This window comes from Robertmurraya beringensis (genome assembly GCF_042433785.1).
GTDB classification, from domain to species: domain Bacteria; phylum Bacillota; class Bacilli; order Bacillales; family Cytobacillaceae; genus Robertmurraya_A; species Robertmurraya_A beringensis.
The window spans coordinates 222,576-236,989 of sequence record NZ_JBHLUU010000015.1; the positions used below are offsets into that span (position 1 = coordinate 222,576).

Sequence of the window (14,414 nt, forward strand, 5' to 3'; positions counted from 1 at the left end):
TTATGATTTTTTGCTTCATCGTGAACAATAGTAATGTTCGAAAGAGGTGGTATCTTGCGGACATTTACATTGCTAAAGGGAGTTAGTGTGTACGAGAAAGAAAGCGGATCAAAGGTTGGTGAAGTCAATGACCTCATCATATCTGCGACTAGTGACTCGGTCCAATTCTTGTTAGTAAAGCAAGGAATGCTTGTTAAAAGGACCGCACAGCTTGATATTCAAGACGTCACTTCTTTTGGCTCGGATGGAGTAATGATTGAAGACCGAACTTTGCTAAAACCAATCAAAAGGGGCAGTGATTCTTCCATTGCATTTTGTCGAAGTCTATCCGGGAATATGCTGTTATCTACTGAAGGAGAGCAGCTCGGGTTGATTGAGGATGTATATTTTATGGAAGAATTGGGCACAATCGTAGGGTATCAATGTTCGGATGGCTTTTTTTCAGACATCAAAGAAGGAAAGCGTGTCATCAAAACCGATGAACCCCTCCAGTATGGAAAAGACGCCATCATCGTGAACGTAAAAAAATCTTAGGAGCACATTCCTTAAGATATACCTATACGTGAGGTGTCTACGATGTTAAAATGCCCTAACTGCCAAAGCAAAGATATCGGGAAAATTGGAATTAACCAATACTATTGCTGGAACTGCTTCATTGAACTAACTTTAGCAAAAGGAATCATTAATACTCACCAAGTTGAGGAAGACGGTACATTAAGCTCATTAGACGATCTTTTTGGAGAAGATGAACGCCGATATAGCTCATAAATCTACTAAGAGGTGAGGTAAATGAATCGAATGGTAACTTCTGCAATTGCAATTGGAGCAGGTGTTGTTGCATATAATTACGCTCGCAAAAACAAAATGATGTCAGGGCGTGGAATGAGAAAAATGCAGCGAAGAATTTCAAAAATGTTTTAATACAAAGAAAAGTCCCTGAAAAAGGGGCTTTTCTTTTTGTATAATTCTTGCTATTCCACTTTAAACTATAGACAAGGAGTGGATACAATGGACATTCGTTTAAAATGGTATTACCGGCTGGGTTTCCTGCTTTTATTATTCATTGTATTATTTGTGTTTCTGAAACTACAACCCATCTGGTTGCCCATTTTTAAAATCACGATGATCGTCGTACTTCCGTTTATGATCGCTTCATTTATTTCTTATTTATTGCACCCGGTAGTCGAAACACTTCATGAAAATTATTTACCAAGATGGTTAGCTGTTTTAATTATATATACATTGTTTTTTGGAAGTGTAAGTGTAGCACTGTATAATGGTATTCCGGCAATTATACACCAGCTACGAGATTTGACTGAAAATGCACCAAGCTTTGCCAATCAATACAGAGAGTGGATTCAAGAAATTCAGGATAAAACCTCTACTTGGCCAGTAGCTTTTCAAGAAAGGATCGATACTAGCATTGTAGGCGTTGAAAGAATGCTTGATAATGCTCTAACTAGAGCCGTTAATTTAGGGATGGGAATCATCAATTCAGCCCTTCTTTTTGCTATCATCCCTTTTATCGCTTTTTACATGTTAAAAGATTATGAAAAAATAAAGAAGGCAGTATGGTATATTACACCGAAAAAATGGAGAAATGGGGGAACACTGTTTTTAAGAGATGTGGACAAATCACTAGGAAGTTATATTAGGGGACAGCTTTTAGTATGCGTGATGATTGGTACGATTTCAGCTTTATCCTTCTGGTTCATCGACTTACGGTATCCGCTGCTGCTTGGATTAATTGTTGGGATAACTAATATTATCCCATATTTTGGACCTGTTATCGGTGCAGTGCCAGCTGTTATTATCGCTGCAACAATTAGTGTAAAAATGATTCTCTTCGTAGTGATTATCATCGCTCTGCTCCAATTTTTAGAGGGAAATATATTATCTCCTTTTATTGTTGGTAAGAGCTTGCATATGCATCCTTTAGTGATTATGTTCGCGCTTTTGGCAGGTGGTGAAATAGGTGGAATATTAGGCCTGATCTTAGCCGTGCCAATTATGGCCATTCTAAAGGTGAGCCTTCTTCATGCCAAGCAACACTTTTCAAAAGATGTATCCGATAATCAATTGATGTGACAACGTTGACAAATATAAAAGCATATCAGTATAATTCGTACTATAAAGTTCAAAATTCACGAAAACATGTTGAAGGAACAAGTATGTGATAGACCGTCTGTAGAGAGGAATTTCCTTGGCTGAAAGAAATTCTAGACGAAGGATGACAGAAAGCTATTCCGGAGTGCAGCTAATTCCTGCCGTTAACCCGCGTTAAAGGTCTTTGAGAGATGAGTGCTTTTTGGCATTCATAATCAGGGTGGTACCGCGAGCAAGCTCCTCGTCCCTGCTTTGGGATGAAGGGCTTTTTTTGTTGAAAAAATGTTGGAGGGAAAATAAATGAAGAAGCTTACAGGCTCAGAAATTCGAAAAATGTATTTAGACTTTTTTAAAGAAAAAGGACATGCAGTGGAACCAAGTGCTCCACTTGTTCCTCATGATGACCCATCTTTGCTTTGGATCAACAGTGGGGTAGCGACATTAAAAAAATATTTTGATGGACGTGTCATTCCTGATAATCCTAGAATTACAAATGCACAAAAATCTATTCGTACGAACGATATTGAAAACGTTGGAAAAACAGCAAGACATCATACGTTTTTTGAGATGCTAGGGAATTTCTCGATCGGAGAATACTTTAAAGTTGAAGCCATCCATTGGGCATGGGAATTTTTAACTGATGAAAAATGGGTAGGGTTTGATAAGGAAAAACTTTCTGTTACGATTCATCCAGAAGATGACGAAGCGTTTGACATTTGGAGCAAAGAAATTGGGGTACCGGAAGAGCGAATTATTCGATTAGAGGGGAACTTCTGGGATATCGGGGAAGGCCCTAGTGGACCAAATACGGAAATTTTCTATGATCGTGGACCTGACTATGGAAATGATGAAAGTGATCCGGAGTTGTATCCTGGAGGAGAGAATGACAGATATTTAGAGGTTTGGAACTTAGTTTTCTCAGAATTTAATCATAATCCGGATGGTACATATACTCCACTACCAAAGAAAAACATTGATACCGGAATGGGACTTGAAAGAATGGCTTCGGTTGTTCAAAATGTTCCTACTAATTTTGATACCGATTTATTTATGCCAATTATTCGTGCAACAGAAGAGATTTCTGGGGCAAAGTATGGGAAAAGTAAAGAGTCTGATGTAGCATTTAAAGTCATTGCAGATCATATTCGTACTGTGGCATTTGCTATTGGTGACGGTGCACTTCCTTCCAATGAGGGACGAGGGTATGTGTTAAGAAGATTGCTTCGTAGAGCCGTACGTTTTGCCAAGCAAATTAACATCAACCGTCCATTCATGTTTGAACTGGTTCCTGTTGTTGGGGAAATTATGGTTGATTTTTATCCAGAAGTAAAGAATAAGACCGACTTTATCCAAAAGGTCATAAAGAATGAAGAAGAAAGATTCCATGAGACTCTGAATGAGGGGCTTCAAATTCTTGCAGCGGTTATCAAAAAAGAAAAGGAAGCTGGAAGTGATACGATTCAGGGTGCCGACGTTTTCCGTCTTTATGACACATACGGTTTCCCAGTTGAATTAACAGAGGAGTATGGTGAAGAAGAGGGAATGAAGGTTGACCACGCTGGTTTTGAGATCGAAATGGAGCTTCAGCGTGAGCGTGCACGTAAAGCAAGACAAGATGTAGACTCTATGCAGGTACAAGGTGGAGAACTTGGTGAGATTAAAGTAGAAAGTAAGTTTGTTGGTTACGATCAGTTAAAGGTTGAATCAAAGGTTCTTGCTATCGTACAAAATGGTGTGAAAATCGACAAGGCCAGTGAAGGGGAAGAAATCCAATTAATACTTGATGTCACGCCTTTCTATGCTGAAAGTGGTGGGCAAATAGCTGACCTTGGTACACTATTAAGCGAAGGTGTAAAAGCGGCGGTAAAAGATGTACAAAAGGCACCAAATGGACAAAATCTTCACCGCGTACTGATTGAATCAGGTGAATTGCAGATAAATGACCAGGTATTCGCGGTTGTTGATGAGAACAATAGAGGAAAAATTATTAAGAATCATACGGCAACCCATTTATTACATCAAGCATTAAAAGATGTTCTTGGAACACATGTAAACCAAGCTGGTTCTCTAGTAGAACAAGATAGACTTCGTTTTGACTTCTCTCATTTTGGCCAAGTAAAACCAGAGGAATTAGAAGAAATAGAGAAGATTGTAAACGAAAAAATCTGGCAATCTCTAACTGTTCAAACAGACTTTAAAGCAATTGCTGAGGCAAAAGCGATGGGAGCTATGGCACTATTTGGTGAAAAATATGGTGATATCGTACGTGTGGTTCAAGTCGGAGATTACAGTTTAGAACTTTGTGGTGGTTGCCATGTTCCTAATACTTCAGTCATTGGTCTCTTTAAAATCATATCAGAAAGTGGAATTGGAGCAGGAACTCGTCGTATTGAAGCGGTGACGGGGGAAGGTGCATTTAAGCAAATGCATAGCCAAATCCAGATTTTAAAAGATGCGGCAGGGAAGTTAAAAACGAACCTAAAAGATGTACCATCTAGAATCGATGCACTGTTAAGTGAACAAAAACAGCTTCAAAAAGAAAATGAGTCTTTAGCAGCGAAGTTAGGAAATATTGAAGCGGGCAATTTGGTTAATAATGTAAAAGAAGTGAACGGTGTTCAAGTTCTTGCTGTTCGAATTCAAGGTGCAGACATGAACGGACTACGAAACATGGTCGATGATTTGAAGCAAAAGCTAGGTTCCGCAGTAATCGTACTTGGAAGCGTAAACGACGATAAGGTAAACTTAATTGCTGGTGTAACAAAAGACTTAATTGAAAAAGGCTATCATGCCGGAAAAATTATTAAAGAAGTTGCTACTATTTGCGGAGGTAGCGGTGGTGGACGTCCAGATATGGCCCAAGCAGGAGGAAAAGATGCTGGGAAGCTGGATTCTGCTCTAAGTTTTGTAGAAGAATGGGTTAAATCCGTTTGATATTCAAGAAAAGTAGTGTAAAATGAAGGAGATTAGACTACTAAATATTTCTTCCATTGGATAGATTTGATGATAGATACTTCTATATAAGGGAAGTAAGTTAGCGATTACTAGATGAAGCGAGGTGCAAGAGAATGAGTACATTTGATAAAACAATGAGGTTTAATTTTCCAGAAGAGCCCATCGAACATGACGTGAAGGAAGTCCTTTTTCAAGTACATGAAGCTCTTCAAGAAAAAGGATATCATCCAATTAATCAAATTGTAGGTTACCTGCTTTCTGGAGATCCTGCTTATATTCCTCGTCATCGTGATGCTCGTAACATCATTCGAAAGCTTGAACGAGATGAAATTATTGAGGAGCTTGTTAAAAGCTATTTAAAAACACAACGAGAGGGCTCTTAACGTATGCGAATTCTCGGTCTTGACGTCGGCAGTAAAACGGTCGGCGTTGCGCTTAGCGATGAATTTGGCTGGACGGCGCAAGGATTAGAAACAATTAAAATTAATGAAGATGAAAGAATGTTTGGTTTTGACCAGATTGGTCAAATAATAGAAAAGTATGAAGTAGGAAAAATAGTAGTAGGGCTGCCTAAAAACATGAATGGAACCATTGGACCAAGAGGGGAAGCGAGTCAATTTTACGCTAGTGAGCTAGAAAAGAGGTTTTCCTTGCCAGTATTCCTATGGGACGAGCGCCTGACTACGGTTGCTGCGGAACGTGTCTTACTAGAAGCGGATGTTAGTAGGAAAAAACGTAAAAAAGTAATCGATAAAATGGCAGCAGCTATGATCTTACAAGGCTTTTTAGATAGTCAAAAATAACTTGAGGTGATTTTTCAATGCAACATGGAGAAAACAATATTACAGTAATTGATGAAGATGGTAACGAGCAGCTTTGTGAGGTGCTTTTTACATTTGATTCTGATGAGTTTGGTAAGTCTTATGTACTTTATTATCCAATTGGAGCAGATGAAAACGATGATGAAGAAATTGAAATTCATGCGTCTGCGTTCGTTCCAACCGAAGATAATAATGATGGTGAGTTAATGCCAATCGAAACAGACGAAGAGTGGGACCTAATTGAAGAAATGTTAAATACATTCCTAGAAGAGCAAGACGAAGAATAGGAAGATAAAACGCGGATAGCATAGGCTATCCGCTATTTTTTGCGAAAATTCACTTCTATTGTCGAAAAATATAGTATAATGATTCGAGAATAGTTATAAGGGAATAGTAAGAATAAGCCCTGTGAATTGGAGGGGAAACTTTGTCAACCGAAGAGAAGCAAAAGAAAGAGATGACAGGTAACAGGCCTGATAAAAAAGCAATCATCCGAGAAAAGATGATTGAGAGGGAAGGCGAGGCAAGAGTTGTAAGGAAAATTGTCTTAACCATCTCAATTATATTATTCCTACTGGTAGCAATTACGGCTGGTGGAGGATATTTTTATATTAAATCAGCACTAAAGCCCGTAGACCCAGAGAATAAAAAAGAAATGACCGTAGAAATACCAATTGGATCTTCAGTTACTGGTATTGCAAACATATTAGAGGAACATGGAATTATTAAAGATGCACGTGTATTTAAATACTTTGTTAAGTTTAAGAACGAGTCAGGGTTTATGGCCGGTAACTATGAACTTTCACCTTCTATGACCTTGCCAAGTATCATTGAAAGCTTAAAGACAGGTAAGGTAGAGCAAGATGTGGTGTTTCAAATTACCATTCCTGAAGGAAAACAGTTAAAAGAAATCGCAAAAATCATCGCAGAAAAAACAAACCAGTCAGAAGCAGATGTTTTTGCAAAATTAAATGACCGTGAATTTATACAAGCTCTTATGAATAAATACCCAGATGTATTAACCGAGGAAATTCTCGCGGAAAATGTCAAGTATCCATTAGAAGGCTACTTGTTCCCTGCAACTTATCCTTTTTATAAAGAAGATACAAAAGTGGAAGAAATTATCATGGTTATGTTAGATCAGACGGAAAAGGTTATTAGTGAGTATGAGGGAGATATGGATGAGAGACAGTATACTGCACACCAATTACTAACGTTTGCCTCCTTGGTAGAAGAGGAAGCTACTGAAAAACTTGAACGTGATCAAATTGCAAGTGTCTTTTATAATCGTATAGAAACAGGAATGCCTTTACAAACAGATCCTACCGTTTTATATGCTCATGGAGAACATAAGGATAGGGTGTTGTATAAGGATTTGGAGATTGACGACCCATATAATACTTACAAATACCAAGGCTTAACACCAGGCCCAATAGCTAATGCAGGTACTGTATCGATTGAAGCTGTTTTACATCCTGCCGAGACGGATTTCCTATACTTTTTAGCAACGGCATCTGGTGATGTATTATTCTCAAAAACTCTTGACGAGCATAACGCAAAAAAGGCCGAGCACATCAATTAATCTGTTTCAAGGAGAAATGTTCGCATTTCTCCTTCTATTATGATAGAATAGTTCAAGTGTTTTTAAATAGCGTCAACCACAGAAGACCATATTTAGCTGTGCTGAATCCCTGTGAATTGCTGTGAACGCTATTTTTTCATGTCTAAACAAAAGAGGTGACGCAGCTTGGAAACGGAGAAGCTGCATTCTTATATAGAAGAGCTCATTCAAAATAGATCGGATTTACTCGAAGAAATGGAGCAATACGCGAAAACTCATCAAGTTCCTATCATGGAACTGTCAGGAATCGAAACGATACTCCAAATACTAAGGATTGCCCAACCGAAACAGATTTTAGAGGTTGGTACTGCTATTGGATATTCTGCCTTACGAATGGCCACTGTTCTTCCAGAAACGAACATCGTCACCATTGAACGGGACAGTGAGCGCTATACGGTCGCTGAGGATTTTATTAAACGTGCAAACAAAGAACACCAAATTTCGATTATCAAAGGTGATGCGCTAGAAGTAGAATCACTAATAGAAAAATTTGGTTTATTCGATGCCATTTTTATCGATGCAGCTAAAGGGCAATATAAGAAGTTCTTTGAAATATATTCAAAGTATTTAGGTGACAAAGGGATCATCATAACTGACAACGTTCTGTTTAAAGGACTAGTCTGTGAGGATACAATTGAGAGTAAACGAGTAAGAAGTATGGTTTCAAAAATTAAAGATTTTAACAAATGGCTAATGGAACATGGAGAATACGATTCGGTCATTATTCCTGTAGGCGATGGAGTAGCAATTAGTAAAAAGAGGTGAAGAGATCATGAAAAAACCAGAACTATTAGTTACACCTAAGACGATTAAAGATATAGAAGCATTATGTAAAGTTGGAGCGGATGCTCTTGTAATCGGAGAGGAACGATTTGGTCTTCGTTTGGCTGGAGAATTTTCAAGAGAAGATGTAAAGAAGGCCGTAGAAATTGCCCATTCTTTTCAGAAAAAAGTGTATGTAGCGATGAATGCGATCTTCCACAATGAAAGCATTGAAGCATTATATGATTATGTAAGATTTGTAAAAGAAGCAAACGTAGATGCAATCATTTTCGGTGATCCAGCGGTTTTAATGGTAGCAAAAGAAGCTGCACCTGATTTACCGCTTCATTGGAATACAGAAACAACTGCCACGAACTGGTATACATGTAATTATTGGGGTAGAAAAGGGGCTAAGCGCTCTGTCCTTGCCAGAGAAATCAATATGGATGCGATTGTAGAAATGAAAGAGCATGCCGAGGTGGAGATTGAGGTACAAGTCCACGGGATGACCGCCATGTTCCAGTCTAAGCGTTCACTCTTGGGGAATTATTATGAGTACCAAGGAAAAGCACTAGTGGTAGAAAACCGTGCTCAAAATGCCAACATGTTCCTTCACGATAAGGAAAGAGAAAATAAATATCCAATTTTTGAAGATGCGAACGGCACACATATTATGAGTCCAAATGACATGTGTATGATTGATGAGTTAACAGAGCTTATTGAAGCAGAAGTTGATTCTCTTAAGATTGATGGTATTTTGCAAACATCAGAATACATTCTAAAAGTAACAGAACTATATCGAAAAGCAATTGATCTATGTGCAGAAAATCCTGATCAGTACGAAGAAGTAAAGGATGACTTATTACAGGAAGTAGAAGAGATTCAACCAAAGAATCGTCCTTTAGATACTGGATTTTTCTTCAAAGAGACCGTTTATTAATAAAAACATGTGTTAAGGAGGGAAAAAGATGTCTATCGTAGTAAACGATAAAATCTCACAGATTGTGAATGGAAAGCGAGTAATAGTAAAAAAACCAGAATTACTTGCACCTGCTGGGAATCTTGAGAAACTAAAAATTGCTGTCCAATACGGGGCAGATGCTGTATTTATCGGTGGACAAGAATACGGACTTCGCTCAAACGCAGGGAACTTTACTTTTGATGAAATGAAAGAGGGAGTAGAGTTTGCTAAAAAATATGGTGCGAAGATCTATGTAACAACAAATATTTTTGCTCATAATGAAAATATAGATGGATTAGAAGATTATATTCTTGGGTTAAAAGAGGCTGGTATTGCAGGTATTATTGTTGCTGATCCTCTTATCATAGAAACATGTCGTCGATTAGCACCTGAAATTGAGGTGCATTTAAGTACACAACAATCTTTATCCAATTGGAAAGCAGTCCAATTCTGGAAGGAAGAAGGATTAGAGCGTGTGGTACTTGCACGTGAAACTAGTGCGGAAGAAATAAGAGAAATGAAAGAGAAAGTCGATATCGAAATTGAAACATTCATCCATGGTGCAATGTGTATCGCGTACTCTGGACGCTGTACTTTAAGTAATCATATGACCGCTCGTGACTCAAACCGCGGTGGATGCTGCCAGTCTTGCCGATGGGATTATGACTTGTATCAGCTTGATCAACAAGATGAAGTCGCTCAATTTAGCGAAGGTGATGCACCATTTGCAATGAGCCCTAAGGATCTTAAGCTAATTGAGTCAATTCCACAAATGATTGAGCTTGGCATTGATAGTTTGAAAATTGAAGGTCGTATGAAGTCCATTCACTATGTGGCAACAGTAGTTAGTGTGTACCGTAAAGTAATTGATGCTTATTGTGCGGACCCAGAGAACTTTGTTATCCAAAAAGAATGGTTAGAAGAACTTGATAAATGTGCAAACCGTGATACGGCTCCTGCATTCTTTGAAGGAATTCCTGGGTATAAAGAGCAGATGTTTGGAAATCATAGCAAAAAGACAACTTTTGACTTTGCTGGATTGGTGTTAGACTATGATGCTGAAAATCAAATGGTCACACTTCAGCAGCGCAACTACTTTAAACCTGGTCAAGAAGTAGAGTTTTTTGGACCTGAAATTGAGAACTTTACAACTGTTGTTGAAAAAATTTGGGATGAGGATGGCAATGAGCTGGATACAGCAAGACATCCAATGCAAATTGTAAAGTTCAAATTAGACAAACCGGTTTACCCGAACAACATGATGCGGAAGGAGATTTAAACTAGCATGAAACGCAAACCCGTTGTTATTGGTGTAGCCGGTGGGTCCGGCTCCGGGAAAACGAGTGTAACAAAATCGATTTACGAGACATTTAAAGGGCATTCGATTTTAATGCTCGAGCAAGATTTTTATTATAAAGACCAGTCACATTTACCTTTCGAAGAGCGTCTAAAGACAAATTATGATCATCCATTAGCATTTGACAATGACTTACTGATTGAGCATATTGAGAGTCTTCTCAGCTACGAAGCGATTGAGAAGCCTGTGTATGACTACAGTGTTCATACCCGATCAAGTGATGTCATCCATGTGGAGCCTAAGGATGTAATTATCCTTGAAGGAATCCTCATATTAGAAGATGAAAGACTTCGTAACTTAATGGATATTAAGTTATATGTAGATACAGATGCGGACCTTCGTATTATTAGACGATTGGTAAGAGATATAAAAGAACGTGAGCGCTCAATGGATTCAGTCATTGACCAGTATGTAAATGTGGTGCGCCCAATGCATAATCAATTTATTGAACCAACGAAACGCTATGCAGATATTATTATTCCAGAAGGTGGCCATAATTTTGTGGCAATTGATTTGATGGTCACAAAAATTCAAACAATTCTTGAACAAAAATCATTTTTATGAAACAATAAAAAGCAGTAATGCAAATGTTTCCCAAAATAAGTCCAGGTGGACGTTTCATGCGCGCCCTTTTCATAAGGACGCGCTCCTATGCATTTACCGTTAGAAATATCTACATAAGAAAAATACACAATCTATTTGGGGGTTGTGAAACTAGAAGGAGTGAAGGGTTTTGGCTACAGAAAAGGTTTTCCCGATGACTTTAGCTGGTAAAGAAAAATTAGAGCAAGAATTAGAACATTTAAAATCAGTAAAACGTAAAGAAGTCGTAGAGCGTATTAAAATTGCTCGAAGCTTCGGAGACTTATCTGAGAACTCAGAGTATGATTCAGCTAAAGAAGAACAAGCATTTGTTGAAGGTCGTATAACAACGCTTGAAAATATGATAAGAAACGCAAAGATTATTAAAGAGGATGAGCTAGCTACCGATGCGGTCGCTTTAGGCCGTTCTGTTACGTTTATTGAGCTTCCAGGAGGCGACGAGGAAACGTATTCGATCGTTGGAAGTGCAGAAGCAGATCCGTTTGAAGGTAAAATCTCAAACGATTCACCTATTGCGAAAAGCTTGATGGGTAAGAAGGTTGGAGACGAAGTAACGGTTCAAACTCCAGGTGGAGAAATGAATGTGCGTATTACAAATATTAAGTAAATTGGTTTGAAATAAGAAAACCTCGTCAACACTTTTGACGAGGTGTTTTTTTATGTGGAGAAAACGGGCAGTGGTATGGTTAATTATTTGTATAACAGTAATTAGTCTCTTAATAGGAAGACTTGTTCAAGTACAGCTCGTATCAACAGAAAACTTTACAAATCATAACATTAATCTTCTTGAAGCAAGTGTCGTTCAACGCTCACAGCAAATGGTGATTGATAATGGGCGAGGAGGGTTTCTTGATCGCAATGGAGAGTCACTTGTTCACCGTAAGATTCCGGTCCTCATTCTTTTTCCTTTTTTGAAGAATATGGAGTGGGATAGTGAACAGGTCGCAGACATTATAAATGTACCTGTGGAATCAATTATATACAGAGTGAAACAAGCGGAAGACCCTTTTGCTTATGGTGATCCAAATCCGCTGAAACTAACAGATGCACAAATGGAGCAAATTAATGCTCTGAAAATACCAGGAGTGTTTGCTGTAGAGAGGAAATATTCGCTAAATGAGTATCCAGCTGAGCAACTTATTGGTATTACGGGACAAAATACAGTTGAATTACAAAAACGATACCCTGAGAAAGACTTGCTAGAACAGACCGTGATTGGGTTAACCGGATTAGAAAAAAGCTTTGATGAATTTTTGCTTCCTGATGGGAATTCCAAGCTTATCTACCATGTTGATGCAAAGGGTGGGCCACTGTTTGGGATTGATGTGAAATATGTCGAACCAGCCAATCCTTTTTATCCGGTTAATATTAAAACAACGATAGATAAAGACATTCAGGAAATGGCTGAAAATTTAGTTGATCAATACCAAATAAGTAAAGGGGGACTTGTGCTTTTAGACTTAGAGACGAATTCTGTCCTTGCCATGGTATCAAGACCCACTATCAACAAGGAAAAGCCGTTTGAAGATGCTTCGAGTGGTCTGAAGAACATGATGATTTCTGAGCAAATTGTTGGGTCTGTTTTTAAAACGGTAGTGGCTGGAGCCGCCATTGACTATGAACTAGACAACCCCACTCAAATGTATGATTGTAGTAAAAAAATTAATGGACAACCTGACTTAGTGTATGATCATGGAATGTTAAACTTTACGGATAGCTTTGCAAGGAGCTGTAACAATACTTTTGGTACGATTGCAAAAGAATTAAAGGAAATTGATCCCAATATACTTGAGGAGTATGCAAATAAATTATCTCTTGTCGGTTCTGTTGGATGGAATGGTGATATCTATCATTTCTCTAATTTTAGGCAACTTCAAGAAGAACAAAAGGGCCGTGTATTTTTATCAGAAGATGCTAAAAATGATAAGAATTTTGTTGCTTTGACAGGTATCGGTCAGCATGAGGTTCGTGCCACACCATTGGCCGTTGCCAATATGATGGGGACGATTGCCAAAGGTGGCGTAAGAGAGAGTGTCAGAGTGGTTTCAGAAGTGGAATACAAAAACGGGAACTCCCTACTACCATTCGAAAAGCAAGCTCTGCCTGGTGAATCGATTTCTCCTTATACCGCAATGAAGCTTCAAAAATTATTGCGTGAAGTGGTTGTAAATGAAAATGGAACGGGAAGATGGTTTCAAGAGCTGCCATATGAGGTTGCTGGGAAGTCAGGAACAGCTGAAACGGGAATCTTTAAAGAGGAGAAACAATTGCATAATAAATGGTTTGCTGGTTATTTTCCATACGATAACCCTAGATACGCTCTAGTAACGGTAAATTTAGGGGTTTATGGGGATGAAGGAGGAGTGAACGGATTATTTGCTGATATGGTTAAAAACGTATATAACTTGGATCATAATGAGCCTCTGTCGAAACGTTAATGTATTTGTAACGTGATTGTCCTTTTCGAATTTCTAGTAAAGTGGTAGAATGTATAGCGAGTTCGCTCTTAAAAGGATATTCAAAAGAGGTCTAGGAGGTTCGTATGATGCAAGATGATTTTCAGCAATCAAGATTTAATCAAAGGTCGAAGCGTCGTAAAACAAATCTGATTTTAAATGGTCTCATTGGAATAGTATTGGTTTTAATTATTGTTGTTTCCGGAGTGATTTTTTTAGGAAACGATGATAAAGCTACGACAGAAAAAGAGCAGGAACAAAGTATAGAAGCTTCAAATGATGTGAATGAAGAAGAAGAGTCTTCGGAGGAAGTAACAGAAGGAGCTGACTCAGAAATGGATGAGGGAGATTCGTCTTCAGACTCTTCGTCCTTAAGTGAAGAGTCGAGCGAGGAAGCTAGCTCTAATGATAACGAAGAAACAATTGTGACAGAAGGCGGCGCGGATTCTAATGTAGTTAGAACCATTGTTAACCCAAATTGGGAGCCAGTCGGAACGAGCCAAACAGGTGAACATACAAGCGTGTATAGTGGTGTGGATTGGGATGAAATGGTTTCTGCCATTGAATATGCCACTGGGTTGTCAGAGGATAATATGACGATCAAGTTCCTTGGAAATGATGGTCATAATAAATCAAAAGGAACCGTCTTTTCAAAGGACAGAACCCAAATTTATCGTGTTTCCATTGAGTGGGTGGATGGGGAAGGTTGGAAGCCTACATTAGTGGAAGAACTAGCGTCGATCGAATAAAACAATAGAGAGAGGTCTTTATA

Annotated in this window: 16 protein-coding genes and 1 other annotated feature; all 16 genes read left to right on the top strand. The window is 38.5% G+C overall.

The window, feature by feature from the left end; translation table 11 throughout:
* Window positions 1–54 precede the first annotated feature (54 nt).
* The 16 genes from ACFFHF_RS03370 (at window position 55) to ACFFHF_RS03445 (ending at window position 14,391) form a co-directional block, all read left to right on the top strand.
* Window positions 55–534, top strand: coding sequence for a PRC-barrel domain-containing protein (locus ACFFHF_RS03370; protein ID WP_160547673.1), 480 nt, complete (start codon window positions 55–57; stop codon window positions 532–534).
* A 42-nt stretch (window positions 535–576) separates the two neighbouring features.
* Window positions 577–768: a YrzR-like zinc ribbon domain gene (locus ACFFHF_RS03375; RefSeq protein WP_066049968.1), complete on the top strand. Its 192-nt coding sequence runs from the start codon at window positions 577–579 to the stop codon at window positions 766–768.
* 21 nt (window positions 769–789) lie between these two features.
* Window positions 790–921 (top strand): YrzQ family protein, encoded by a 132-nt coding sequence (locus tag ACFFHF_RS03380; protein ID WP_119709224.1) that lies wholly within the window; start codon window positions 790–792, stop codon window positions 919–921.
* An 87-nt stretch (window positions 922–1,008) separates the two neighbouring features.
* Window positions 1,009–2,088 (top strand): AI-2E family transporter, encoded by a 1,080-nt coding sequence (locus tag ACFFHF_RS03385; RefSeq protein WP_160547674.1) that lies wholly within the window; start codon window positions 1,009–1,011, stop codon window positions 2,086–2,088.
* Between the two features lie 60 nt (window positions 2,089–2,148).
* Window positions 2,149–2,358 (top strand) — a binding site (T-box leader).
* 48 nt (window positions 2,359–2,406) lie between these two features.
* Window positions 2,407–5,040 (top strand): alanine--tRNA ligase, encoded by a 2,634-nt coding sequence (gene alaS / locus ACFFHF_RS03390; RefSeq protein ID WP_160547675.1) that lies wholly within the window; start codon window positions 2,407–2,409, stop codon window positions 5,038–5,040.
* 134 nt (window positions 5,041–5,174) lie between these two features.
* Entirely contained in the window at window positions 5,175–5,444 is a 270-nt protein-coding gene (locus ACFFHF_RS03395; RefSeq protein WP_119709221.1) for an IreB family regulatory phosphoprotein, read from the top strand.
* A gap of 3 nt (window positions 5,445–5,447) precedes the next feature.
* Window positions 5,448–5,864 (top strand): Holliday junction resolvase RuvX, encoded by a 417-nt coding sequence (gene ruvX / locus ACFFHF_RS03400; RefSeq protein ID WP_119709220.1) that lies wholly within the window; start codon window positions 5,448–5,450, stop codon window positions 5,862–5,864.
* A 17-nt stretch (window positions 5,865–5,881) separates the two neighbouring features.
* Window positions 5,882–6,169: a DUF1292 domain-containing protein gene (locus ACFFHF_RS03405; RefSeq protein ID WP_119709219.1), complete on the top strand. Its 288-nt coding sequence runs from the start codon at window positions 5,882–5,884 to the stop codon at window positions 6,167–6,169.
* Between the two features lie 170 nt (window positions 6,170–6,339).
* Window positions 6,340–7,464, top strand: coding sequence for an endolytic transglycosylase MltG (gene mltG, locus ACFFHF_RS03410; RefSeq protein ID WP_377057656.1), 1,125 nt, complete (start codon window positions 6,340–6,342; stop codon window positions 7,462–7,464).
* Between the two features lie 165 nt (window positions 7,465–7,629).
* Window positions 7,630–8,268 carry an O-methyltransferase gene (locus ACFFHF_RS03415; protein ID WP_160547676.1) on the top strand — a complete coding sequence of 213 codons (639 nt, stop codon included), beginning with the start codon at window positions 7,630–7,632 and terminating at the stop codon, window positions 8,266–8,268.
* 7 nt (window positions 8,269–8,275) lie between these two features.
* On the top strand, window positions 8,276–9,205 hold the full coding sequence (locus ACFFHF_RS03420) for a peptidase U32 family protein (protein WP_160547677.1): 930 nt from the start codon (window positions 8,276–8,278) through the stop codon (window positions 9,203–9,205).
* Between the two features lie 28 nt (window positions 9,206–9,233).
* Window positions 9,234–10,505 carry a peptidase U32 family protein gene (locus tag ACFFHF_RS03425; protein WP_160547678.1) on the top strand — a complete coding sequence of 424 codons (1,272 nt, stop codon included), beginning with the start codon at window positions 9,234–9,236 and terminating at the stop codon, window positions 10,503–10,505.
* Between the two features lie 6 nt (window positions 10,506–10,511).
* Window positions 10,512–11,147, top strand: coding sequence for a uridine kinase (udk, locus tag ACFFHF_RS03430; protein WP_160547679.1), 636 nt, complete (start codon window positions 10,512–10,514; stop codon window positions 11,145–11,147).
* A gap of 169 nt (window positions 11,148–11,316) precedes the next feature.
* Complete coding sequence (gene greA, locus ACFFHF_RS03435) at window positions 11,317–11,793, top strand: transcription elongation factor GreA (protein WP_160547680.1); 477 nt, start codon at window positions 11,317–11,319, stop codon at window positions 11,791–11,793.
* A 52-nt stretch (window positions 11,794–11,845) separates the two neighbouring features.
* Window positions 11,846–13,624, top strand: coding sequence for a peptidoglycan D,D-transpeptidase FtsI family protein (locus ACFFHF_RS03440; protein ID WP_160547681.1), 1,779 nt, complete (start codon window positions 11,846–11,848; stop codon window positions 13,622–13,624).
* 104 nt (window positions 13,625–13,728) lie between these two features.
* On the top strand, window positions 13,729–14,391 hold the full coding sequence (locus ACFFHF_RS03445) for a YrrS family protein (RefSeq protein ID WP_340904712.1): 663 nt from the start codon (window positions 13,729–13,731) through the stop codon (window positions 14,389–14,391).
* Window positions 14,392–14,414 lie beyond the last annotated feature (23 nt).